21 protein-coding genes are annotated in these 22,850 nt (G+C 43.3%); 17 read left to right on the forward strand and 4 right to left on the reverse strand.

All coding sequences use genetic code 11. The annotated features are described in order from the left end of the window. Positions 1–248 precede the first annotated feature (248 nt). On the forward strand, positions 249–857 hold the full coding sequence (gene ribA, locus EBI00_RS10595; RefSeq protein WP_123095910.1) for a GTP cyclohydrolase II: 609 nt from the start codon (positions 249–251) through the stop codon (positions 855–857). Positions 858–946: 89 nt separating this feature from the next. Here ribA and EBI00_RS10600 read toward each other — a convergent pair whose 3' ends face one another. Next, positions 947–2,149 carry a DEAD/DEAH box helicase gene (locus EBI00_RS10600; RefSeq protein WP_123095911.1) on the reverse strand — a complete coding sequence of 401 codons (1,203 nt, stop codon included), beginning with the start codon at positions 2,147–2,149 and terminating at the stop codon, positions 947–949. A 230-nt stretch (positions 2,150–2,379) separates the two neighbouring features. Between EBI00_RS10600 and EBI00_RS10605 the strand changes: the two genes are divergently transcribed. Further along, positions 2,380–2,940: a DUF1415 domain-containing protein gene (locus EBI00_RS10605; RefSeq protein ID WP_123095912.1), complete on the forward strand. Its 561-nt coding sequence runs from the start codon at positions 2,380–2,382 to the stop codon at positions 2,938–2,940. An 87-nt stretch (positions 2,941–3,027) separates the two neighbouring features. After that, positions 3,028–3,861 (forward strand): CvfB family protein, encoded by an 834-nt coding sequence (locus EBI00_RS10610; RefSeq protein WP_123095913.1) that lies wholly within the window; start codon positions 3,028–3,030, stop codon positions 3,859–3,861. A 31-nt stretch (positions 3,862–3,892) separates the two neighbouring features. Here the strand turns inward: EBI00_RS10610 and EBI00_RS10615 are convergent, their stop codons facing one another. Next, complete coding sequence (locus EBI00_RS10615) at positions 3,893–4,840, reverse strand: ketopantoate reductase family protein (protein WP_123095914.1); 948 nt, start codon at positions 4,838–4,840, stop codon at positions 3,893–3,895. Between the two features lie 83 nt (positions 4,841–4,923). On the opposite strand from EBI00_RS10615, the gene EBI00_RS10620 reads away from it, so the two are divergent. Next, the gene (locus EBI00_RS10620) at positions 4,924–5,409 is read left to right on the forward strand and encodes a YajQ family cyclic di-GMP-binding protein (protein WP_123095915.1); all 486 of its coding nucleotides are present in this window, start codon (positions 4,924–4,926) and stop codon (positions 5,407–5,409) included. Between the two features lie 58 nt (positions 5,410–5,467). Here the strand turns inward: EBI00_RS10620 and EBI00_RS10625 are convergent, their stop codons facing one another. Next, positions 5,468–5,776 carry an MGMT family protein gene (locus EBI00_RS10625; protein ID WP_174714921.1) on the reverse strand — a complete coding sequence of 103 codons (309 nt, stop codon included), beginning with the start codon at positions 5,774–5,776 and terminating at the stop codon, positions 5,468–5,470. A 65-nt stretch (positions 5,777–5,841) separates the two neighbouring features. Between EBI00_RS10625 and EBI00_RS10630 the strand changes: the two genes are divergently transcribed. The 13 genes from EBI00_RS10630 (at position 5,842) to EBI00_RS10690 (ending at position 19,610) form a co-directional block, all read left to right on the forward strand. Next, positions 5,842–6,330: an FxsA family protein gene (locus EBI00_RS10630; protein WP_123095916.1), complete on the forward strand. Its 489-nt coding sequence runs from the start codon at positions 5,842–5,844 to the stop codon at positions 6,328–6,330. A 126-nt stretch (positions 6,331–6,456) separates the two neighbouring features. Beyond that, entirely contained in the window at positions 6,457–6,747 is a 291-nt protein-coding gene (locus EBI00_RS10635; protein ID WP_024022707.1) for a co-chaperone GroES, read from the forward strand. A gap of 58 nt (positions 6,748–6,805) precedes the next feature. Next, on the forward strand, positions 6,806–8,449 hold the full coding sequence (gene groL, locus EBI00_RS10640) for a chaperonin GroEL (protein ID WP_123095917.1): 1,644 nt from the start codon (positions 6,806–6,808) through the stop codon (positions 8,447–8,449). A 107-nt stretch (positions 8,450–8,556) separates the two neighbouring features. Further along, positions 8,557–9,279, forward strand: coding sequence for an EAL domain-containing protein (locus EBI00_RS10645; RefSeq protein WP_123095918.1), 723 nt, complete (start codon positions 8,557–8,559; stop codon positions 9,277–9,279). Between the two features lie 150 nt (positions 9,280–9,429). After that, positions 9,430–11,673, forward strand: a complete 2,244-nt coding sequence (locus tag EBI00_RS10650) for a FimV/HubP family polar landmark protein (RefSeq protein WP_123095919.1) — start codon at positions 9,430–9,432, stop codon at positions 11,671–11,673. Continuing rightward, on the forward strand, positions 11,666–12,490 hold the full coding sequence (gene truA, locus EBI00_RS10655) for a tRNA pseudouridine(38-40) synthase TruA (RefSeq protein WP_123095920.1): 825 nt from the start codon (positions 11,666–11,668) through the stop codon (positions 12,488–12,490). Before EBI00_RS10650 ends, truA begins: the two co-directional genes overlap by 8 nt. Beyond that, positions 12,474–13,091, forward strand: coding sequence for a phosphoribosylanthranilate isomerase (locus tag EBI00_RS10660; RefSeq protein WP_123095921.1), 618 nt, complete (start codon positions 12,474–12,476; stop codon positions 13,089–13,091). Before truA ends, EBI00_RS10660 begins: the two co-directional genes overlap by 17 nt. A gap of 373 nt (positions 13,092–13,464) precedes the next feature. Then, positions 13,465–14,334, forward strand: a complete 870-nt coding sequence (gene accD, locus EBI00_RS10665; protein WP_123095922.1) for an acetyl-CoA carboxylase, carboxyltransferase subunit beta — start codon at positions 13,465–13,467, stop codon at positions 14,332–14,334. A 4-nt stretch (positions 14,335–14,338) separates the two neighbouring features. After that, positions 14,339–15,595 carry a bifunctional tetrahydrofolate synthase/dihydrofolate synthase gene (folC, locus tag EBI00_RS10670; protein ID WP_123095923.1) on the forward strand — a complete coding sequence of 419 codons (1,257 nt, stop codon included), beginning with the start codon at positions 14,339–14,341 and terminating at the stop codon, positions 15,593–15,595. Positions 15,596–15,599: 4 nt separating this feature from the next. Further along, the gene (locus EBI00_RS10675) at positions 15,600–16,151 is read left to right on the forward strand and encodes an SPOR domain-containing protein (RefSeq protein ID WP_241557013.1); all 552 of its coding nucleotides are present in this window, start codon (positions 15,600–15,602) and stop codon (positions 16,149–16,151) included. 93 nt (positions 16,152–16,244) lie between these two features. Next, entirely contained in the window at positions 16,245–16,760 is a 516-nt protein-coding gene (locus tag EBI00_RS10680) for a CvpA family protein (RefSeq protein WP_241557014.1), read from the forward strand. 65 nt (positions 16,761–16,825) lie between these two features. Further along, positions 16,826–18,334, forward strand: coding sequence for an amidophosphoribosyltransferase (gene purF, locus EBI00_RS10685; RefSeq protein ID WP_123095925.1), 1,509 nt, complete (start codon positions 16,826–16,828; stop codon positions 18,332–18,334). 100 nt (positions 18,335–18,434) lie between these two features. Then, entirely contained in the window at positions 18,435–19,610 is a 1,176-nt protein-coding gene (locus EBI00_RS10690) for an O-succinylhomoserine sulfhydrylase (protein WP_174714922.1), read from the forward strand. A gap of 70 nt (positions 19,611–19,680) precedes the next feature. Here the strand turns inward: EBI00_RS10690 and EBI00_RS10695 are convergent, their stop codons facing one another. Next, on the reverse strand, positions 19,681–22,842 hold the full coding sequence (locus EBI00_RS10695; RefSeq protein ID WP_123095927.1) for an efflux RND transporter permease subunit: 3,162 nt from the start codon (positions 22,840–22,842) through the stop codon (positions 19,681–19,683). Positions 22,843–22,850: the final 8 nt, after the last annotated feature.

Consider the following 22,850-nt stretch of genomic DNA (forward strand, 5'->3'; position numbering starts at 1 on the left):
GTGGGAGATCCCATGTGAGAGTAGGTCGTTATCAAGATCAATTTTTAAACCCTGTCAAAATCTTTTTTGGCAGGGTTTTTTTTGTTTAGTGAATTACATTCACCGACAGCTTAGATTCGTCGTATAATGGTTGAAATTGTAGAGCTGTTCAAAAAGGATATTTTTTAGCATGTCGGTTTTTTTAAGAACCTAAATAAAAACCGGTTTAAGCTGATGGCTAAATATGAATCCTTAAAATGAGAAAATTTATGAGTGATTTAACAATAAAGCGTCGAGTTATGATCCCAGTAAGGGCTGGTAAAGTTATGGCTGAGTTTATCTCTTTTAATGGGGATGACTCTGGCAAAGAGCACATTGGAATTTATTTTGAGGGGAGTCAGGACGGTTCTGTAGATGCTGTGCCACTGGTACGCCTTCATTCTGAGTGTCTTACGGGAGATGTATTTGGCTCTGGTCGGTGCGACTGTGGCGAGCAGCTAGATGAGGCAATCGATCGAATCAATCAAGAGGGCGGGTATATTCTGTATTTACGCCAGGAAGGTCGAGGTATTGGGCTGTATGCTAAGCTTGAAGCTTATGCTCTTCAAGATCAAGGTTATGATACTTATCAAGCGAATGAAATGTTGCATTTGCCTGACGACGGACGAGATTTTGGTATTGCTGCGAAGATGTTACAAGCCTTAGGTGTTTCTAAAGTTCGCTTACTGACTAATAATCCAGATAAAGCGCAACAGTTGTTAGAACATAATATTGACGTGATCGAGCTTGTGCCAACTAAAGTCCATGTGAACCAGCATAACCGTCTATACCTAGAAACAAAAGCAAAGAGAAAACAGCATACTCTTAAATTCGATTAGAAAATTTTACATATTTGATTGTTGTTTTAAATAACATTGCTGCTCTGGTAATACTAAAAAAGGCGCCTAAGCGCCTTTTTTAGTATTCATTATTTTTTAGTGACTGGTTTTTTCTTTTTCTTTTTACTACTGGGTGAACGGGCTTTAGTTTTTGGCTCGAGACCTTCAATACGGCCAAACTTTATATTGGCTTGCATAAAGCGCTGAATTTTTTCAATCATGGGTAAGTCATTAATATCAATTAACGATATACAATCACCTGGCGCACCTTCTCGTGATGCTCGCCCAGCTCGATGGATGTAGGAGTCAGCTTTACGTGGTAAACGAAGGTTAATAACGGTATTAATCTCAGGCAAATCTATGCCTCGGGAAGCCACATCCGTTGCTACTAGTACCTGAAGTCGACCACGCTTCATCTGTTTCATGTGTTCGCTTCGGTCGCCTTGTTTCATTTCACCGTGCAAACCATCACACATAAGACCCATCTTGCGAATGCGTTGCACCCAAACGTCAACGTGTTCTCGGTTTGAGACAAATAATACGGCTTGTTGCACACGTTCTTTCGTTAAGAGGTGTTTGAGAATGGCTTCTTTGTGTTCTTCACTATCGACGCGATACGCGATCTGTCTAATTTGACTTGGAACAATACGAGAAGACTCACCAAGACGAATTTGCTGCGTTTCGCTATTCAATAAGGCACTTGCAAAGCGGCCCATTTTTTCGCCTTCCAACGTGGCGGAAAACATCAGTGTCTGGTGTTCTTTCGGTAATTCTTTGGCAATATGATTGATTGCACTAACAAACCCCATGTCTAACATGCGATCGGCTTCGTCTATGACGAAATAGGTGACATCAGTCAGATCAAGCCATCTTTTTTCATCTAATTCCACTAAACGGCCAGGAGTGGCAACGAGAATATCACACGGCTCACTGAGTTGTTGTTGTTGCATGCCATACGGCGTGCCACCTATGATCAGGTGTGCCTGGATACGAGTATGTTGAATCAATTGTTCAACGACGTTAAAAATTTGGCGCGCAAGCTCTCTGCTTGGCGCTAATATAAGTACCTTGGGCGCAGTTGTTGATTGTTCATCGCGATCAAGTATGTGCTGGACAGCAGGAGCACAAAAGGCAATGGTTTTTCCCGTTCCGGTTGGTGCGGTAGCGAGAAGGTCTGAGCCGTCTAATGCAATTGGAATGGCTTGTTGTTGTATCTCTGTGGGTTTTTCAAATCCAAGATGACTGATGGCTTGTTCTATAGTGGAATCCAAATCTAATTCGGCAAATGACATGTAAACTCTCTGTAGCGGGATAAATGGCACGGCCATTAATGAGACTCATAAGTTTGATATGATGATCACAATGTGTATGGACGTATAGCCACCGTGATGGTCTGTATATTTCATCATGATACCTTGTTTTTAGTGGTTTCGAAATCGAAACATCGACGGTGAACGGTTAAGTTAGACGCTTTGTGTGGTTTGTTCTAAAATAGAGACAAATATTTATAAGAAGACAGGCTATGTTGTTATCAGATGAGTTAGTGACTGCTCAAACAATGAGGTGGGTTAAAGACTTTATTGTGACGTTAAATGTATGTCCCTTTGCTAAGCGTGAAGTAGAAAAAGACCGTGTTCGTTGTGTTGTAGTACGCTCAAAAAAAATTGACGTTGCATTGGAAGAGCTCATATCTGAAATTCAATGGTTGGACGAACACTCAGAGACAGAAACAACACTCTTAGTCTTTCCAACGTTGTTTAAAGACTTTCATCGTTATTTAGATTTTGTGGAAACGGCAGAAAACCTAATGTTCGATCAAGGCTGCGAGGGGGTGTATCAGCTAGCAACCTTTCATCCTGACTATTGTTTTTCTGGTGCAGAGCCGGATGATGTATCAAACTACACAAATCGATCTCCTTACCCAATGTTACATATTTTAAGAGAAGAGAGTCTGGATAAAGCCATTGAGTTTTATGGTGATACCACAGACATACCAAATCAAAATATCATAAAAATGGAAACATTAGGTAAGCATAAATTAGACAGTATTTTTACGCTCTGCATGAAAGTAGATAATGAATAATAGAGGGTAAATTTTGCTTAAAACATCCGTATTGCGCTTATTAATGAAATGCGTATAGTGCGAGAAAAATAGCTTGTCGGAGAACCCATGGCTGCTCAAATTGGACGCTTAAATACACTAAGTGTCGTGAAAGAAAAAGATTTCGGTGTTTACTTAGACGCAGGTCAGTTGGGAGAGATCCTACTTCCTAAGCGTTATGTTCCTAAAGGCTTGACCATCGGTCAGGATGTTGAGGTATTTGTTTATCTAGATTCGGACGATAAACTCATCGCTACAACTGACTTTCCTAAGGCTCAGGTCGGTGAATTTGCTGCGCTGACGGCGATAGAAGTTAATCAAGTAGGTGCTTTTTTTGACTGGGGATTACCAAAAGATTTACTAGTCCCTTTTAGTCAGCAAAAAAATCGTGTGGAGGAAGGTGAGACGCACCTGTTGTTCATATACCTAGACAATATTACTAATCGGATCGTTGCCACAACGAAGGTAGATGCTTTACTTAACCGTGAAGAAGCGCCTTATAGAGTCGGCGACAAGGTGTCTATTATTATCGGTGATAAGACCAATATTGGTTTTAAGTGCGTGATTGATAATCGCTTTTGGGGAGTATTGTTTTTTGAGGATGCGTTCAGGCAACTTCGCAAAGGTGAAAAAACCACTGGGTTTATTAAGCAGATGCGTGAAGATGGAAAAATTGATTTAAGTCTTCAAGAAGTCGGGTATAAAAAAGTTCGTAACATCTTAGACGATATTATGGACTATCTTGATGCTCAAGGCGGAGAGTCACCACTAACCGATAAAGCCTCACCAGAAGCCATTTATGCTGTTTTTAAAGTTAGTAAAGCCACCTATAAAAAAGCACTTGGTGCGCTTTATAAGGAAAAGAAGATTCAGCTGACAAAAGAAAAAATCAGCAAAATTTAGTGTTTTTTACACAAGAGTGAATTTCAAGCTGCTAAGTGATACTTAGCAGCTTTTTTTTGACTTCTTCTCGCTGTTCTTCAAATTCGACACCATCATAAAGAAGCTGTTGAATAGGAAGTGTGATGGGGCTGTTGTTGATTAAAAAACCAGAAATATAGTTGTTTTCTGTTTGGCGTCGAAGTCTTAGGTCTTCATGCATCGATGAACGGTTTAACCGAGTTAACTGAGCAATGGTATTCACTCTGTTTCTTAAATTATCTGACGTAAGGTGTTGGCTTTCTTGAATAAAACAAAATTTCGGGTGGGTGAAAATATCAGCTAATTCGTCCAACGTGGCTTTGATAAGCGGTTTATACTCTTCGTTTAAGAGATCACCATTTTGAATGTTAAAAATGGCCGTTATTGGATTAATGACCGCGTTAACAGCGAGCTTTTCAAGCATTCTCTGACGTATATTTTTCACTGTTAGGCTTTCTATTGGAAAAACTTTGGTGGCATCAGATGGCGTCCACTCACCAAAAAATGTATCACCGAGACCGGTATGCTTTATGTGATTGACGTCTACTTTTAACACACCTTCACTGGTGGTACCGGCCCATAAGGTTTGAGAGTTTTGGATGCTTTCTTGTAATATTTCTTGGGCGCCTAGGCCATTGCAAAGACATGCCACGTCTGCGTCGGGTGTAATGTAATTAGAAACCTGATTAAAGGCATCGGCGAGATCAAAAGATTTTGTACACAGAAGCACCTTATCGTATGACTCTGTTAATTCCTTTGCTAAGAAGATTTTTACCTTATGTTTCGAACTGATCACTTCTTGTGTTCCGCCTTCATCAGTGAATGACTCAAGCGTGATCCTCTTGCCGGGACTTTCTGATCGATAAACTAGATGTACCTTATAGCCTAGCTTTTCAAGTTTACAGGCCCAGAAAAGACCAATAGCGCCAGCGCCGATAACCAACCAAGGCGAGTTCTTCATAATAGGTTTCCATTAGGTGTTTTATTTCAATCCCTGTTATTATCGCTTTAAAATACCTGATTGAAAATGCAAAGGAGCATAAAATGCCATCATTTGACGTAGTATCCGAGTTGGATTGGCACGAAGTGAGTAACGCCGTAGACCAAGCGAACAGAGAAATTACTACTCGATACGATTTTAAAGGTGTCAAAGCACACTACGAAATTAAAGATAAAACCAGTGTGGTGATGGAGGCAGAGGCAGAACCACAGCTTCGACAAATGTCTGATATTCTTAATCAAAAACTGGTAGGGCGTGGCATCGATCTAAAAAGTTTGCAACGTGAAGATGTCATTAAAGGCAATATGCGTGCCTCTCAAGCCGTTAAAATGAAAGAAGGGCTTGAAACAGACGAAGCTAAAAAGATCGTAAAAATGATCAAAGAAAGCAAAGTTAAGGTTCAGGCTCAGATTCAAGGGGATCAACTTCGTGTGACCGGTAAAAAACGCGATGAGCTGCAGCAAGTAATGGCCTTATTGCGCAGTGCTGACTTAGCACAGCCTGTACAGTTTACTAATTTCAGAGATTAAACTCAGCGGTTTTTTAGCAGAAGCGAGCGTTATCAGCATAGTCAGGTGACGCTCGTGTTCATTGATTTTTACGAATAAGGGTGCTTTTCACCAATATCCAGCCCTCCTGCTCCAACAAGATTTTCTGCTTCATAAACGCGTCACTGCCCTCATTAAAACTGATTTTACCTTGTGAGTTAACAACCCTATGCCAAGGCAGCCTTGTGTCATTGGGTAAGTTTTTTAGCAGGTATCCTACTTGCCTTGCGTATCCAGAACGCCCAGCTTGCCGCGCTAACTCCCCATAAGAAATAATTTGACCCGCTGGTATGGCATCCAAGAGGATCAGTACCTGCGTTTTAAATTCTTCTATCGCTTGATTAGTCATGTCATCGCCCATAAGTAGATGTTAGGTTTATATATGATTTTGAAGAAGCAATATAGAAGGTGATCATGAGATTTGCTCTTTTGTTATTTATTTTGGTTCCTGTTGTAGAAATGCTGGTGCTCATCCAAGTAGGTGGTCAGATTGGCGGCTTAACAACAGTGGCCTTGGTGTTTTTGACTGCCGTAGTGGGGATCGCCCTAATTCGTAAGCAAGGGCTACAAACTTCGCTAAAAGCGCAAGAGAAGATGCGCCGTGGTGAAATACCTGCGTCTGAAGTAGCGGAGGGGGCAATGTTGATTTTTGCTGGTGTTTGTTTGTTGATTCCAGGCTTCGTTACCGATGTGTTGGGGGGGGTAATGTTAATTCCTCCCTTAAGAAAATTGCTTGCAGCCGGGTTAATTGTAAAATTCATTAGCTCTTTTGCCGTGAAGGGGGCTCAGCAAAGTGGCCACTACCATTTCACTTCCCGCTATGACAAATCGTCGAAAGACAAAGGCGACATCATAGAAGGGGAATACGTAAATGAAGAAAATGACTTAATAGACAAAAAATAATTGATGTCATGGGTTGAAATTGAAAATGTCAGCCGTATATAAAGCGTAAATTCAGATTCTCGCTTAACCGCGAGATATGTCCTGCCAGGGGATTCCTGGTAATGTTTTAATTGGAGAAAATGATTAATGAATATTCGTCCTTTGCACGATCGTGTCGTTGTTCGCCGTAAAGAAGAAGAGACAACAACCGCATCTGGTATCGTCTTGCCTGGCTCTGCTACAGAAAAACCTACTCAAGGTGAGGTTTTGGCTGTGGGCACTGGTCGTATTCAATCTAATGGTGATGTGCAAGCACTTGCTGTTAGCGTTGGTGACACTGTGTTGTTTGGTCAATACTCAGGTCAAACAGTGAAAATCAATGGTGAAGAGCTACTTATCATGAAAGAAGACGAAATCTACGGCGTTGTTGAAGCCTAGTTCGTTTTGTAGTTCATATTCTATTTGTAACATTTAAAACAGTTAAAGGTGTAAAAGAATGTCAGCTAAAGAAGTAAAGTTTGGAGACAGCGCACGTCAGCAAATGCTACGAGGTGTCAATGTTCTTGCCGATGCCGTTAAGGTCACACTAGGGCCAAAAGGTCGTAACGTTGTTATCGAAAAATCGTTTGGATCACCACTTGTGACCAAAGATGGCGTGACCGTCGCGAAAGAAATCGAATTAGAAAATAAATTCGAAAACATGGGCGCGCAAATGGTTAAAGAAGTCGCGTCACAAGCAAACGATGTTGCGGGTGACGGTACAACAACGGCGACTGTATTGGCTCAAGCGCTTGTTACTGAAGGCTTGAAATCCGTTGCCGCTGGTCGTAACCCAATGGATCTTAAACGTGGTATTGATAAAGCAGCAGCAGCTGTTGTTAAAGAGCTTGCTCTGTTGTCTACGCCATGCACTGACAACCGCGCTATCGAGCAGGTAGGTACTATCTCTGCAAACTCAGATTCGTCTGTAGGTAAAATTATTGCAGAAGCGATGGAGCGTGTAGGTAAAGAAGGTGTTATTACGGTAGAAGAAGGTTCTGGTTTCGACGACGAACTAGCCGTGGTTGAAGGTATGCAATTTGATCGTGGCTACCTATCTCCTTACTTCATCAACAACCAAGAAACTATGAGTGCGGAACTAGAAAACCCATTCATCTTATTGGTTGACAAAAAAATCACGAATATTCGCGAGTTACTACCAGTATTGGAAGGTGTTGCTAAAGCGTCACGTCCTTTGTTGATTATCGCTGAAGATGTTGAAGGTGAAGCCTTGGCTACGCTTGTTGTGAACAGCATGCGTGGTATTGTTAAGGTTGCAGCGGCGAAAGCCCCTGGTTTTGGTGATCGTCGTAAAGCTATGCTAGAAGATATTGCGGTTCTTTCTGGTGCGACAGTGATTTCTGAAGAAGTTGGCTTGAGTCTTGATACTGCAACATTAGAGCAGTTGGGTACGGCTAAGCGCGTTACTTTGACAAAAGAAAGCACAACGATAGTGGATGGAGCGGGTATTGCTGCTAACATCACAAGTCGTGTTGAGCAAATTCGTGCAGAAATCGCGAACTCTTCTTCTGATTATGATAAAGAGAAGCTTCAAGAGCGTGTTGCTAAATTGGCTGGCGGCGTTGCTGTCATCAAGATTGGTGCGGCAACTGAAGTGGCTATGAAAGAGAAGAAAGCACGTGTAGACGATGCTCTTCATGCAACTCGTGCAGCGGTTGAAGAAGGTGTTGTTGCCGGTGGTGGTGTTGCCTTGGTTCGTGCATTGACTAAAGTCTTAGATCTTGTCGGTGACAACGAAGACCAAAACGTCGGTATTGCTTTGGCGTTACGTGCAATGGAAGCGCCAATGCGTCAAATCGTAACAAACGCTGGTGATGAAGCCTCTGTTGTTGTTGATAAAGTAAAACAAGGTGAAGGTAACTTTGGTTACAATGCAGCAACTGGCGAATACGGTGATATGTTGGAAATGGGTATCCTAGATCCGGCTAAAGTGACACGTTCTGCGCTTCAAGCAGCAGCCTCTGTTGCTGGTCTAATGATCACAACCGAAGCTATGATTGCTGATCTGCCTAAAGATGATGCTGGCATGCCTGATATGGGTGGCATGGGCGGAATGGGTGGCATGGGCGGAATGATGTGATTTCGCTCTAACTCATTGTTTTAAAAGAAACCTCGCTTTATAGCGAGGTTTTTTTTAGTGTAAAATATTATTGGTAATGATTTTTATTATATTTAATGGGTGATTAGATGGCCTTGTTGTCGCAGCGAGATCTGTTGGAGTTGATAGAAGCAAAGCGTTTTGGTGTTGAATATCAGCCTATTGTAGAGCTGAGCAGTGGAGATGTGTTTGCCTATGAGGCGCTTTCAAGGTTTAGAATGCCTGATGGGCGATTCGTAAGGCCAGACATTGTTTACGCTTCTCTTCATGATAACCCTTTGTTGTTGTTGCAAGTAGAATTGGCACAGAAGAAAATTCAACTAAGCAATCGCAGTCAAGCTGAAAAAGTGTTTGTTAATCTAGATCAAGACGCTTTTTATGCCTGCGGGCAAGATTTATTGGATAACCCTTTTATTGAATTGATACAACTGGAGGGAAAAGACAGGGTTGTTGTTGAATTGATAGAAAATTCAGAAATCAGTGATGCTTTAATGAGTTTGTCCATGATTGAGGTTTTTAATCAATTAGGTGTTCGGACAGCGCTCGATGATTTATGCAATGCTAAGTCCATGCTGTCTGTCGCTGTTCTACAATTAGTAGAGTGGATCAAGCTTGACAGATGTGTGCTGGAAAAAAGACGAGACGCGAATTTTATGATTTTCGTATCGAAAATTATTGATTTTGCTCATGCCACAGGTAAAAAAGTGGTATTAGAAGGCATTGAGTCCCATGATGATTGGTTTTTTGCAAAAATGCTAGGGGTGGATTACGTGCAGGGTTTTTATTACCGAAGTCAGTTTATAACCCGCTGAACTAAAAAGCATGCTCGCGAGCTGGCACTTTTTTCTGTAAGTTGCCTCTTAACTGCAAACCGTTGATTCTAAAGCTATTGATAAATGGCTACCTGTGTAAGATACTAGTTGATAAACACGTGTTCATTATTTGTAAATAAAGGGAATATTATGCTCAGAAAAACCCTCGTCAGTATTGCTGTGTCAAGCGCACTTTTTGTGTCCAGCAGTTACGCATTGGAACTGGGCGAATTGACCTCACAATCAAATATGGGCGAGCCTTACCGTGGTCAAATTGAGCTTAGCGATGTCAGCGGACTGACAGTTGACGATATATTGGTGCGGTTAGGGAGTGAAAGTGAGTTCCAACAAGCAGGTTTAGCGCCGACTCGGGTCCTATCGCGATTAAGATTTAATGTTGCAAGAGAAAACAACCGACTGGTTGTTAATGTCTCATCAGAAAGACCGTTGGACGTGGACGAACTGCGTTTTGTTTTAGCGGCTCGGTGGCCAAGTGGTCAAATAGTTAGGGAGTATCAAGCCCCCCTGAATCAGCCTGTTTTAATTGAGAAGTCACAGGAAGAGGTGGTCCAATCCAGTTCTTTAGAGACTCCCGCGGCTTCGCAAAACTCTGTGTTTCGTCAGGCAACCATAGCGGCGGAGAGGATGCCTAGTAAGGGGCAATTAAATGTCAACCAAGGCAATACGTTGTGGTCTATTGCGGATCAAAATAAAGCATCCAATCAGTTAACCATTTATCAGACGATGATGGCTATTCAGGCGCTTAACAAAGACGCCTTTTATTCAGATAACATCAATTTGCTAAAAGAAGGCGCCGTATTGCGTCTGCCCACCCAAGAACAAATTGCACTGTTTAATCAATCTATATCGAAAAGCGAGTTCCAGCGTCAACATGATGCATGGATGGCTTTAAGAAATATTAATCGCGAAAACACCATCGAGCAAGCTCAGCTAAACACCCAAGCACAGGCAAAACAAGCGGCTCAGGCACCAACCAGTGATGATGATAAGCTTACATTGGCTTCTGGTCAGAGTGCATTACCTGAAAATGCTGCGAGCTCTAATGCTGGAGAAAATCAAAGCGCGGCTATGAATGTTTTGCAAGAGGAGTTAATCGCTTCTCAAGAGATGCTCGATAAGGAAAAGCGCGAAAAAGACGAATTATCGGGTCAATTGAATGACCTCAATACACAGTTGGAAACACTGCAGCAGCTTATCAGTCTCAAGGATAAGCAAATGGCTGAACTCCAGCAGTTATTTGCCAGTGCTCAGCAATCCTTGCAAGAGCAGAAAAACACCGTTGACCAGCTCTTAGAAGCTGATCAGTTACGTAGAGAAAAAGAGCTAGCAGAAGCGAACTCGTTGACCAATAAAATCTTTGGTAATCCAATTGTCGTTTCCATCGGGGCGGTTGTTCTAATACTCTTAGGTTTCCTTATTGGTCTCGTTATGCGTCGTGCAGGAAAAAAGAAAGAAAAGGAAGCTTCAGCGGATAAGGATGAATTTGATTTGTCCAGTGCGGCGGTTGCACCAGTCGCGGCGGCCGTTGCTGCTGCCCCTGTGGTTGCCAGTAGTTTTGCCGAAGAGCCTGTAAAAGAAACGGTTGAAGAAAAAGAGCTCCCTGAAGAAGATCCTTTTGCATTTGATTTTGACAGTCCTGAAGAAGATGACGAGCTAGATAGATTTGGGGCTTTTGATGACGAATTAGAAAGTACCGATTTTGCTGATTTAACAGACCCTGAAGAGCAAGAGGATTTAGTAAAAGAGTTTGACAGTTCATTAGAAGACGATAAAGACAGTGTTGAAGATCTATTTGACTCTTTTGATGAGCTTGATGATCTATCAGACGATACGACATTAAAGTCAAATGATGGCGACGAGAAAGATGACTTTGCTGATTTAGATGTTGAGGATGAAGAGGATATTCCAACGATGCAGCCTGAGTCTTCACTAGAGGAAGCTCTGTCTGAAGAGAAAAATAACGAGGCTCAATCAGAAGAAGAGTCCTTTGTTTCTAGTTTGTTGGATGACACGGATCAAGAAGATACTGATGAATCGGCAATCTTTGATGAGTCACCAAATGAGACGTTAGCCAATTCTATTGAAGAAACACTTGCTGAGGCACAAAGTGCGGAAGACGATTTCGAGATGCCTGAGTTTGGAGAAGCAGAAGCCGCTGAAGATGAAGAAGGCAGTGATGAAGAAGAAGAGTTTGATTTCTTTGATGCCAGTGGCGATGAAGTTGCAACCAAGTTGGATTTAGCAAGAGCGTATATGGACATGGGTGACGAAGAGGGGGCAAAAGTGATTCTTGATGATGTCATAGAGTCTGGTAACGAAAAACAAATCAGCGAAGCACAAAATATGATGGAGCGCATGTTCCCAAGTGATTAAAAAAGTAGTTCTGGTTATTGAATATGATGGTTCTGAGTACAAGGGATGGCAATCACAGAAATTTGGTGTCCCAAGTGTCCAAGAAAATGTAGAAAAGGCTTTGTCTAAAATTGCTAATCATCCTGTGAAAGTTGTCTGTGCTGGCCGGACCGATTCGGGTGTGCATGCCAGTGCACAAGTTATCCATTTCGAAACGGACGTGCAACGTAATGAACGATCGTGGACAGTGGGTGTGAATACTTATTTGCCTGCCTCTATTTCTGTCGTTGCCGCTCGCTATGTGACTGATGACTTCCATGCTCGATTTAGTGCATTAACCCGCCGCTATCGTTATGTTATTTATTCTGCGCCTTTTTGCCCAGCAATCTTGTCTAATGGTGTCACTTGGACTTATAAAGCGCTTAATGTTGAACGTATGAGTCAGGCTGCCAGCTTTTTTGTTGGTACTCACGATTTTTCTTCCTTTAGAGCAGTGGGCTGCCAAGCCAACACGCCAATACGTACTGTGCTAAATTTTCAGGTGCGGCAATTGGGTCAATATATTGTCCTCGATGTAAGGGCAAACGCGTTTTTACACCACATGATTAGGAACTTTGCAGGTGTTTTGATGACCGTAGGCGCAAACGAAAAGCCTGTCTCATGGGCCAAAGAAGTGCTTGATGCCAAGGACAGGACGAAAGGTGGGATTACCGCGCCACCGACAGGGTTATACTTTGTTGATGCTCAGTACCCTGAGCATTTTAACGTACCTACACGCCCACTAGGGCCACACTTTCTTCCCCACGTGAATGAGCCTGCTTATGAGCTGTCGAGTTAAAATTTGCGGAATTACCAATCTTGAAGACGCTCTAATCGCCTGCCATCACGGTGCTGATGCTCTTGGTTTTGTGTTTTACAGCAAGAGTCCACGCTATATTTCGCCTGAAGCAGCGAATGCTATTCTTGATCAATTGCCACCTTTTATTGTTCCTGTTGCCTTATTTGTCGATGCCCAGAGAGATTTTATCGATAGTGTGTTAGTGGGCAGTAGTAGGTGGATCATTCAGTTTCATGGTAACGAATCGGACGCCGAGTGTGCTTCTTACAAGCGCTGCTTTTACAAGGCGCTTCGTGTTAAAGCAGGTGATGATATTTCATCGCTGGTTGATGATTATCCCAATGCCGCTGCTATTTTATTGGATGCTTATAAAGAGGGGGTTCCGGGCGGAACCGGTGATGTGTTTGATTGGTCATTAATTCCGTCAGAGCTTTCTAAACCCCTTGTGCTCGCAGGAGGCTTATCCCCTGAGAATGTACAAGCCGCGATAGAGCGGGTATCGCCTTATGCCGTTGATGTTAGTGGTGGTGTTGAGCAGTCCAAGGGGATTAAAAGCAAAAAGAAAGTACAACGCTTCATTGAGTTAGTGAAAACGGCCTAGTCTCTATAATCTGTGGTGCTATTTCATTGTTGTATTTGTCACTTTGATCTTGAGAGTGAGCTGCCCTTTGTTAAAAATGTAAAATCTTTTGAAAAGATGCTCATTTAGATGACATTTTAATGGCGGATCTTACTCCTGAATGAGTCTTAGATAGTGTAGAATAGCACCGAAATAGTGAGCTTAAGTCTCTCATGAGTAGATGGGATGTTGGTCGTCTCTGAGTGAGCTGTAAAACTAAGTTAATGTATTACTGATTGATTTTAAATCAGGTTATTTAAAAGAATTGTTAGCAGTCGATTCCGTTTTGCCTTCTTGTTGCGCCTTGCAAAATGTAAGACATGGTCGGTTGTCATTAAGATATATGGAGAATTAAATGAGTAGCTGGTTAGATAAATTTGTCCCTTCCCTTGTTCGCAGCGAGTCCAAGCGTAGTACGTCGGGCTCAGTACCCGAAGGACTTTGGAAGAAGTGCCCTAAGTGCGAAAATGTTTTATACCGACCTGAACTCGAAAAGCATTTAGATGTATGTCCTAAGTGCACACACCATCTTCGCATTGGCGCACGCCGTCGTCTCGATATTTTTCTTGATAAGGAAGGTCGCCAAGAAATTGGTGCGCATTTGGAACCAGAAGATAAACTCAAATTTAAAGATTCTAAGCGTTATAAAGACAGATTGGCCGATGCTCAAAAAGCCACTGGCGAAAAGGATGCCCTTGTGGCAATGGAAGGATCGCTGGATGGCATGCCTCTAGTTGCGGTAGCGTTCGAGTTTAGTTTCTTGGGTGGTTCAATGGGTGCCATTGTTGGTGAACGCTTTATTCAAGCGGTCAACGTTTGTTTAGAAAAACGCATTCCACTGGTGTGTTTTTCTGCAAGTGGTGGTGCGCGTATGCAAGAAGCTCTTATTTCATTGATGCAGATGGCCAAAACCAGTGCGGGCTTAGAGCGCATGAAGCAAGAGGGCATTCCTTACATTTCCGTAATGACGGATCCAGTCTTTGGTGGCGTATCTGCCTCCCTCGCTATGCTTGGCGATCTGAATGTCGCTGAACCAAATGCGTTGATAGGATTTGCTGGTCCTCGAGTTATAGAACAAACGGTACGTGAGAAATTACCGGAAGGCTTTCAGCGTAGTGAGTTTTTGCTGAATAAGGGTGCATTGGATATGATCATCAAACGAGATGAAATTCGTCCGCGTTTGTATAATATTCTTTCATTGCTTACTGCTAACAAGGTTGCTTGATTCAATGACGCCTACGTCATTAGATAGTTGGCTCTCCTACATTGAGAGCCAACATCCTGCTGAGATTGAGCTTGGATTGGATAGGGGTAGTCAGGTTTTAGCCAGACTAAACCTATCGAGACCTAAGCATAAAATTATCACTGTTGCTGGTACCAACGGGAAAGGCTCAACGTGCGCCATGCTGACACAGTATTTGTGTAGCCAAGGTTATTCTGTGGGTACCTATACATCCCCTCATTTCATTAATTTTAATGAACGGATTGCACTTAACAATGTGCCATGCGATGACGCGCTTTTATGTAAGGCATTTGATGTTATTGAGTCTGCTAGGGGAGACATTCCACTTACCTACTTTGAATTCAGTACCTTAGCCAGTTTTTGGATTTTTGATCAATCTGATCTTGATTTCTGGGTGTTAGAGGTCGGTTTGGGTGGGCGATTAGATTCCGTTAACATGATTGATACTGACGTGGCGGTTATCACATCGATCGCGTTAGACCACACGGATTGGCTGGGTGATAACCTAGACATTATCGCACAAGAAAAAGCCGGTATTGCTCGCCCCGGTAAGCTTTTGGTGAGTGGCGTGGTGAATCCTCCCATCACTATTGCTAAAAAAGCCGCCGACGTTGGCGCGATTTTGCAGCAAAAAGGCGTCGACTATTCTTTCGAAGTCAGTGATAACCAGTGGAAATGGATTGGTAACGGTCTAGTATTTGATGGCTTGCCCATACCAACCTTACCATTACAGAATGCAGCGACTGTATTGGCCGTGCTTGTAAACATGGGCTTCAACCCTTTGAAAGACGACCTTGTTGACTTGTTTCGGTCGGCAAAGTTGACCGGACGATTTCAAAAAATGTCGTCAGATCCAGATGTGTATATTGATGTTGCTCATAATCCGGAAGCGGCGGTTGAATTAGCCAGTCGAATTAAAGCATTTGCGCGTCAACCTATTGCGGTTTGTGGCATGTTAAAAGACAAAGACATTGCCAGTGTCGTTACTCATTTGTCCGAGAGTTTTTCTGCTTGGTTTTGCTGTGATTTGGATGGCCCGAGAGGGGCGCAAGGGGCTGATATAGAGCAGCATCTTGTTGCCAGTATTCCTACTGCTACTTCGATGACCAAACACTTCGCTTCTTTTGATACGGCTTTCGAAGCGGCCGCCCGTTTAGCGGTTGAACAGCAGCGCCCCATCGTGGTGTTTGGCTCTTTTGTGACGGTTTCTCACTACCTTAAGTTAGTTCAAAATCAAGAGTAATATTATGATAGATAGAACCATTACCTATAGGTTAATTGGCGCCGGCATCATGGTATTGTCGGCCGCCATTGTCTTACCTTTGATATTGGATGGTGAGCGTCCTGCTGAGCTAGATGTACAAGTACGTGTGACGCCAACACCGGATTTTGAGCCAATCAATATTGTACCTGCTCAGCCTATCGATCAATTCCATGAAACCGTTCAGCAAGAAGCACAGGCATCTACGGACGATATTCGTTTGATTTCTGTGCCAAAGCCGGCAGTAGATCGACCCCTGGTACAAAATGCAACGCCGCCCCAGTCCACTGAGTCTAGTGCTCCTGCTGGTGAAAGGTGGACACTTCAAATTGCGACATTCAAAAGTCAGGACAACGCCATACGGCTTGTTGATAAGTTAAAAGAGGCCAATTACAGTGCCTACAGCATAACAACCAATTCTCTTTACAAAGTTTACGTTGGTCCCGAATTTAAGCGCGAAGTATCAAATAAAATGCGTGAGGAAATTAAAACCACCTTTAATCTGACAGGCATAGTGGTTAAATACTCAGTAAATTGATCAATGGCTGTGAACTTAAGTGGTTGGAAAAAGCCAGACATCTGCTAAACTTCGCAGCGATTTTTTTAGGTATTAATGGAACAGGCTCACTTTATGTCGACGATTGATTGGTTGATTATTGCCGTAGTTATTCTTTCGACTCTGCTGAGTTTAAAGAGGGGCTTTGTTAAAGAAGTGCTGTCTCTTCTTACCTGGGTGGTCGCCTTTGTTGTTTCTGTGAAATTTTCTGGTCAGATGCAAGGGTTACTGATTGAGCAAGTTCAAAATGATCAAATTCGCTACATCGTCTCTTTCGTGTCTCTCTTTGTTGCTTCTTTGGTTGTTGGAGCATTAGTCAGCTATTTACTAGGCTCCCTAATACAAGTAACCGGGTTATCGAGTACCGATAGAGTATTAGGAATGTTATTTGGTTTTGCCAGAGGAAGCTTGATCGTTGTCGCTTTTGTGTCACTTTTAAGCCTGAGTCCTGCGATTGAAGAAACCGCTTTCTGGAAAACATCTCAGCTAATTCCACAGTTAGGACAGTTGAATGACTGGACGCGTGACATGTTAGGCAAGAGTTCGGATTTGTTTGATTCGACTCTCATCGACCGCGTCCTTGGAAGTTAATAATAGAATTAAATGAAGAACCTTTGCGGCAACTGCCGCAATTCCCCAACACGAGGATCTAGAAAATGTGTGGTATCGTTGGTGTCGTTGGCACGTCAGTAGTTAACCAAGCGATTTTTGATGCGTTAACGCTTCTGCAGCATCGTGGGCAAGATGCGGCAGGTATGGTCACTAGCCATAATGGACGCTTGTGTTTACGGAAGGACAATGGACCGGTGAGTGAAGTATTTCGCACTCGTCATATGAAAAAACTGCACGGTAATATCGGTATTGGGCACGTTCGTTACCCAACAGCAGGCACTTCTAGCTCGGCCGAAGCTCAACCCTTTTACGTCAATTCGCCTTATGGTATCTCATTGGCACACAACGGTAATCTCACCAATACCGACAAGTTGAAGCAAGAAGTATTTGAGTCCGATTTACGCCACATCAATACTACATCTGATTCTGAAGTTCTCGTCAACGTTCTTGCTCATGAACTTCATGAGGAAGGTAAGCTGATTCCTACACCAGAAGATATATTCAATGCGCTTGAGCGTGTCTACAAGCGCATTGAGGGTGGATATGCGGTTGTTACTCTCATTACGGGTTATGGCATCTTGGCGTTTCGTGATCCTGACGGCATCCGTCCACTTATTTATGGTTCGAGACACACCGAGAAGGGCGTGGAATATATGGTGGCTTCAGAGAGCGTTGCGCTTGATGCAGCGGGTTTCACGTTAGAGCGTGATATTCAACCTGGTGAAGCCATTTTCTTTGATCTTAATCATAATGTACATGTTCGTCAGTGCACGCCTAAAAAAGTGGCTCGTCCTTGTTTGTTTGAATATGTGTACTTCGCCCGACCTGATACCGTCATTGATAACATTTCTGTTTACAAGGCGCGTATCAATATGGGAGATAGGTTGGCAGCTAAAATCCAACGTGAGTGGCTGGATCATGACATTGATGTGGTCATTCCTATTCCTGATACAAGCCGAACTGCAGCGCTTCAAATTGCCCAAGCGTTGAATATTCCGTTCCGTGAAGGATTAGTTAAAAACCGTTATATCGGTCGTACTTTTATCATGCCTGGTCAAGCTGTTCGTAAAAAGTCAGTGCGTCAGAAATTGAACCCAGTACCTTTTGAGTTTAAAGACAAAACAGTATTGTTGGTTGATGACTCCATCGTTCGCGGTACAACCAGTAAAGAAATCATTGAGATGGCAAGGGAAGCAGGTGCGAAGAAGGTATATATCGCGTCCGCCGCTCCGGAAGTCCGTTATCCGAATGTGTACGGTATTGATATGCCCGCTGCGAAAGAACTGATTGCGCACAATCGTAACGTGGATGAAATTTGTTCTTTAATTGGTGCCGATAAGCTGATTTTCCAAGATCTTCAAGATTTGATTGATGCGTGTATTGATGAAAAACACTCAGATGTTAGAGAGTTTGATACATCGGTTTTTGACGCAAAATACATTACAGGTAATATTGATGCGGCCTATTTGGCCAGTCTCGAAGGCGCCCGAAATGATTTAAACAAAGCGTCTGTTGAAGACCAAGAAGCGAGTGATATGATGCACCCTATGTAATTGGGGCAGTATCTTGTGACAGATAGAACTAAGCCAGGTCACGCCTGGCTTAGTTGTTTTTGGATTTGATTTTTTTGGAAGAATGGCTTGGAGTGAAGTAATGGCTGATTATAAAGATGCAACGAATGCGATTCGCGCTGGTATTCGTCAAACACAAGAACAGGAAAACAGCGAAGCCATTTTTATGACCTCAAGCTTTGCTTATGGCTCAGCGGAAGAGGCCGCCGGTAAATTTTCGGGCGATGAAGACGGTAATGTGTATTCACGGTTCACTAACCCTACCGTCGCCTTGTTTGAAAAGCGTCTCGCGACACTTGAGAAAGGCGAGGCCGCGATTGCAACCAGTTCAGGCATGGCTGCATTGATGACACTGGCTTACAGCTTATTAAGTGCTGGTGATCGCATTGTGTGCTCACGTAATATTTTTGGTTCAACTGTGAAGTTCTTCAATGCTTATACTGTTAAGTTTGGTGTCGAAGTGGTTTATGTTGATGCGACTGATTATGCTGCCTGGGAGGAAGCGATCAATGACAAAACGCGTTTTTGTTATTTCGAGACGCCATCCAATCCACTGTATGAAGTGGTGGATGTCGCACGTGTAGCTGAGTTAGCTCACGCCAAAGGTGCGTTACTTTGTGTGGATACGGTTTTAGCGACACCTGCGTTGCAGAATCCGTTAACTCAAGGAGCAGATATTGTCATGCAGTCTGCGACTAAGTTTATTGATGGGCAAGGCCGTTGTTTGGGTGGGGCTTTAATAGCCAGCCAAGAGATAGTGGATGTCTTCACAGCCTTTATGCGCAGTGCGGGTCCGTGCATGAGTCCATTTAATGCTTGGGTCTTGCTGAATGGATTGGAAACCTTATCACTTCGTATGACAGCGCATTCAGCTAACGCGATGAAATTAGCTGAGTTTTTAGAGGCACATCCTAAGGTGCTTAAGGTAAATTACGGTGGTTTGCCCAGTCATAAGTATCATGAGCTAGCAAAACAGCAGCAAAAAGACTTTGGCGGATTGCTGTCTTTTGAAGTGGAAGGTGGGCGAAATGCAGCTTGGTCAGTGATTAACGCCACTAAATTGTTATCTATCACTGGTAACTTAGGTGACACCAAGAGTTTAGTGACTCACCCAGCGACTACTACGCACGGTCGATTAACCGATGATGAAAAAGCCAAGGCTGGTATTACAGAAGGCCTTATCCGTATTTCTGTAGGATTAGAGGACATAGAAGACATTATCGCTGATATTGATAGGGCGTTAGCGCAGCTGAATTAAGCAAGTCGTTTTAACAAATAAATAGGCTATCAAAAAAGAGAAACGGGCAGGACCCGTTTCTCTTTTTAGTTTAAACCTCCTCTACATCATCCTTATTAGGCATCACAGGATGAGTCTGAAAGGCGTTTAGTTGTTTCCTTTCTTGTCTGCGATAGCCAAGTACCAATAAGCACGGTGTTAATATCAGGGTAAGGGGTGTGGCAAAGGTGAGTCCACCCACGATGGCAGTAGACAGCTGAGTCCACCACTGAGCTGAAGGAGCACCGATACTAAAGGCTTGATTCACTAAGTCGATGTTCAGCTGAAATACCATGGGGAGCAAACCCAGTACAGTGGTAATAGTCGTCAGCATAACAGGCCTTAAGCGTTGAACCCCTGTCCGTATTGCTGCCTCACGAACCATCAAACCTTGCTTTCTTAAACCATTAAAAGTGTCGATCAAAACAATATTGTTGTTTACCACGATACCCGCAAGCGCAATTACACCAACACCACTCATGACGACGCCAAAAGGCTGTCCTTTGACCATGAGCCCAATCAATACACCCATAGTAGAAAATACAACCGCACTTAAAATCAGCAAACACTGATAAAAGTTATTAAATTGAGTTACCAAAATAATCGCCATGATAAAAAAGGCAATACCAAACGCCTTTAGCAAAAACACCATGGATTTTTGTTGCTCTTCTGTATTCCCCCTAAACTCATAGCTGACAGATTGATCGATATTTGCATTCTCTAATTTGGCGCGAATTTCTTTTATGACTTCATCAACGACGAGGCCGTCTTTCACATCGGCATCGATAGTAATAGTTTTCTTCCCAGCGGTTCTATTAATAATCCCTTGTTTTGGTGCTGCGTAGTGATGAATGAAGTTGCTTGCTGGAATGCTACCTTGATTCGTCGGAATTTGTAGCTGATCAAGCTGCTCAATACTGCGCTGATTAGTGGGGTAGCGTAGGATGATATCGATTTTATCGTCCACTCCCTCGGGTAAAAAGTCACTTAGCGTGATACCAGTGGTAATCAATTTAATAACATTGCCAAGACTGTTCACGTCGACGCCATATCGGCTGGCTTCTGCTCGATCAATATCCACACGCCACTCTATTCCCGGTAACGATCTATCATCACTCACAGTCAGGATGGCATCTTTTGCTAATAACTGCCGACTAATCTCATCAGCCGCTTGATTAAGGGCATCCGTAAAGTTTGAACTTAGCTGTAGTTGAATATCAGCCCCTGATTGGGGGCCACCTTGTTCTTTCTCTGCACTAACCTCTATACCTGGTATTTGTCGAGTTTTCTCTCTAATGCGTTCCAGAATAAGGCTAGCAGAGTCACGTTGGTACCAATCAATAAACTCCATATTAATTGAGCCTATGCTGTCAGGAGCGGCATTGTTGCCAGGATTGGCATAAGAGGTCACCACCACACTACTTAATTCGGGCAAACCGACCACTTGCTGTTCAACTTGTCTTACTAAAGCGTCTTTTTCATCAAGTGATAAGTTGCCGCGAGCGCGAATATCCAAATTCGCTGATTCGGGTTCAATGTTAGGGAAAAACTCAACACCTTTACCAAAGTGCCCATAACCGATAAACACACTGACCAGCAATCCAATAGTAAACACTAACACCCAGATTGGTCGCTCCACTAAACTCGTTAACGCTCTTCCATAGGCCCCTGTAACACCAGTAAGCTGGGTAAGATCCCCTGTTTCTGTGATGCGCAGTGATGCCAATGTTTTATCATTGTAGGCGCCTTTTTTTCCGATCAAGGAGCCAATGGTTGGAACAATAATTAGCGCCATCACTAAGGAGGAAGCAAGGGTGGCAATAATGGTGATGGGCATAAATTTCATGAACTCGCCCACAATGTCTGGCCAAAACAATAACGGCATAAAAACCGCTAATGTGGTGGCGGTAGATGCCGTAATTGGCCATGCCATACGTTTGGCAGCTTCGCTGTATGCTTGTCTCTTTGACGCTCCTTCAGCCAGTTTTCTATCCGCGTATTCTGTAACCACAATGGCACCATCCACCAGCATCCCGACACTGAGGATTAATGCAAAAAGAACCACCATGTTGATGGTATAACCTTGCAAGTCGAGTATTAAAATACCCGCTAAAAAAGCGCCTGGAATCGCTAGACCAACTAATAGTGCACTGCGGATTCCCAGTGCCCAGACAATAACGATCATGACTAATAGAGTTGCGGCCAAAACGTTGTTGAAAAGGTCATTAAGTGAGGTTTCGATATCGGTGGATTTGTCTCCCGTAAGATTATAATCAATCTCGCTTGGCCACAGCTCACTTTCGCTTTCAATGACGGCTTTCACAGCAGCAATCGTGTTGATGATGTTGGCACCCACGCGCTTTGAGACAGCAAGAGTAATACTCCGCTCACCATTGACGCGAGCGTAGCTGGTCGAATCTTCAAAAGTGAGCTCGCCGGTTGCAATATCGCCCAATAACACAACTTGATCTCCAACCGATTTGATGGGCAAGTTCATGATATCGTCTTTGGTTTTTAGCAAACCAGGGACTTTTAGAGAAAAACTTCCCGCACCCGTATCAAGATTGCCAGCCGCTACTAAGCGGTTATTACCCGAAACAAAATTAGCCACATCCGCTAAAGAGAGATCATAAGACTCAAGCTGTTCAGGGCGGATAATAATTTGCGCCTGTTGTTTACGATCACCGCTAATAGCCGCTTCTAAGACACCATCGACCGCCTCTATGGCTTCTTGTAAATTTTTTGCGGTTCGGCTAAGGGTAGCAAAATCGACATTGCCCGATAAATTTACGCGAAGAACAGGAAAGGTAGAAAGATTGATCTCATTGACGGTTGGTTCATCTGCATCGGCAGGAAGCTCGCTTTTGGCTCTGTCTACTTTATCTTTGGTATCGATAATGGCCTGATCAATATCTATTCCAGAAAGAAACTCCAGCATGATCGAAGCATGACCTTCTGAGGCCGTTGACTTGAGTTCTTTAAGACCCTCTAAGCCTTTTAGCTCTTTTTCAAGAGGATGTACCAAAAGGCTGTCGGCGTCTTCTGGCGAAATGCCTTCCAGTGACACGGATACGTACGCCATGGGGATTGTAATGTCTGGATCACTTTCCTTGGCAATCTCGATGTACGACACAGTACCCATAATGAGTACCAGCACAAAGAGCATCATCACAGTTCGAGAGCGGGCCAAAGCCGCTTCAATTAATGCTTGCATATTGGTAA

The organism is Marinomonas hwangdonensis, from assembly GCF_003721245.1.
Taxonomy (GTDB): domain Bacteria; phylum Pseudomonadota; class Gammaproteobacteria; order Pseudomonadales; family Marinomonadaceae; genus Marinomonas; species Marinomonas hwangdonensis.

What these genes read in the sequence shown, in the direction of transcription:
- EBI00_RS10620 (WP_123095915.1), top strand. Translation starts at nt 4,924, where the DNA reads ATGCCATCATTTGACGTAGTATCCGAGTTGGATTGGCACGAAGTGAGT.
- EBI00_RS10650 (WP_123095919.1), top strand. Translation starts at nt 9,430, where the DNA reads ATGCTCAGAAAAACCCTCGTCAGTATTGCTGTGTCAAGCGCACTTTTT.
- EBI00_RS10625 (WP_174714921.1), bottom strand. Translation starts at nt 5,776, where the DNA reads ATGACTAATCAAGCGATAGAAGAATTTAAAACGCAGGTACTGATCCTC.
- purF (WP_123095925.1), top strand. Translation starts at nt 16,826, where the DNA reads ATGTGTGGTATCGTTGGTGTCGTTGGCACGTCAGTAGTTAACCAAGCG.
- EBI00_RS10605 (WP_123095912.1), top strand. Translation starts at nt 2,380, where the DNA reads ATGTTGTTATCAGATGAGTTAGTGACTGCTCAAACAATGAGGTGGGTT.
- groL (WP_123095917.1), top strand. Translation starts at nt 6,806, where the DNA reads ATGTCAGCTAAAGAAGTAAAGTTTGGAGACAGCGCACGTCAGCAAATG.
- EBI00_RS10610 (WP_123095913.1), top strand. Translation starts at nt 3,028, where the DNA reads ATGGCTGCTCAAATTGGACGCTTAAATACACTAAGTGTCGTGAAAGAA.
- EBI00_RS10660 (WP_123095921.1), top strand. Translation starts at nt 12,474, where the DNA reads ATGAGCTGTCGAGTTAAAATTTGCGGAATTACCAATCTTGAAGACGCT.
- EBI00_RS10690 (WP_174714922.1), top strand. Translation starts at nt 18,435, where the DNA reads ATGGCTGATTATAAAGATGCAACGAATGCGATTCGCGCTGGTATTCGT.
- EBI00_RS10675 (WP_241557013.1), top strand. Translation starts at nt 15,600, where the DNA reads ATGATAGATAGAACCATTACCTATAGGTTAATTGGCGCCGGCATCATG.
- EBI00_RS10600 (WP_123095911.1), bottom strand. Translation starts at nt 2,149, where the DNA reads ATGTCATTTGCCGAATTAGATTTGGATTCCACTATAGAACAAGCCATC.
- EBI00_RS10645 (WP_123095918.1), top strand. Translation starts at nt 8,557, where the DNA reads ATGGCCTTGTTGTCGCAGCGAGATCTGTTGGAGTTGATAGAAGCAAAG.
- EBI00_RS10630 (WP_123095916.1), top strand. Translation starts at nt 5,842, where the DNA reads ATGAGATTTGCTCTTTTGTTATTTATTTTGGTTCCTGTTGTAGAAATG.
- EBI00_RS10635 (WP_024022707.1), top strand. Translation starts at nt 6,457, where the DNA reads ATGAATATTCGTCCTTTGCACGATCGTGTCGTTGTTCGCCGTAAAGAA.
- EBI00_RS10680 (WP_241557014.1), top strand. Translation starts at nt 16,245, where the DNA reads ATGTCGACGATTGATTGGTTGATTATTGCCGTAGTTATTCTTTCGACT.
- accD (WP_123095922.1), top strand. Translation starts at nt 13,465, where the DNA reads ATGAGTAGCTGGTTAGATAAATTTGTCCCTTCCCTTGTTCGCAGCGAG.
- EBI00_RS10615 (WP_123095914.1), bottom strand. Translation starts at nt 4,840, where the DNA reads ATGAAGAACTCGCCTTGGTTGGTTATCGGCGCTGGCGCTATTGGTCTT.
- ribA (WP_123095910.1), top strand. Translation starts at nt 249, where the DNA reads ATGAGTGATTTAACAATAAAGCGTCGAGTTATGATCCCAGTAAGGGCT.
- EBI00_RS10695 (WP_123095927.1), bottom strand. Translation starts at nt 22,842, where the DNA reads ATGCAAGCATTAATTGAAGCGGCTTTGGCCCGCTCTCGAACTGTGATG.
- folC (WP_123095923.1), top strand. Translation starts at nt 14,339, where the DNA reads ATGACGCCTACGTCATTAGATAGTTGGCTCTCCTACATTGAGAGCCAA.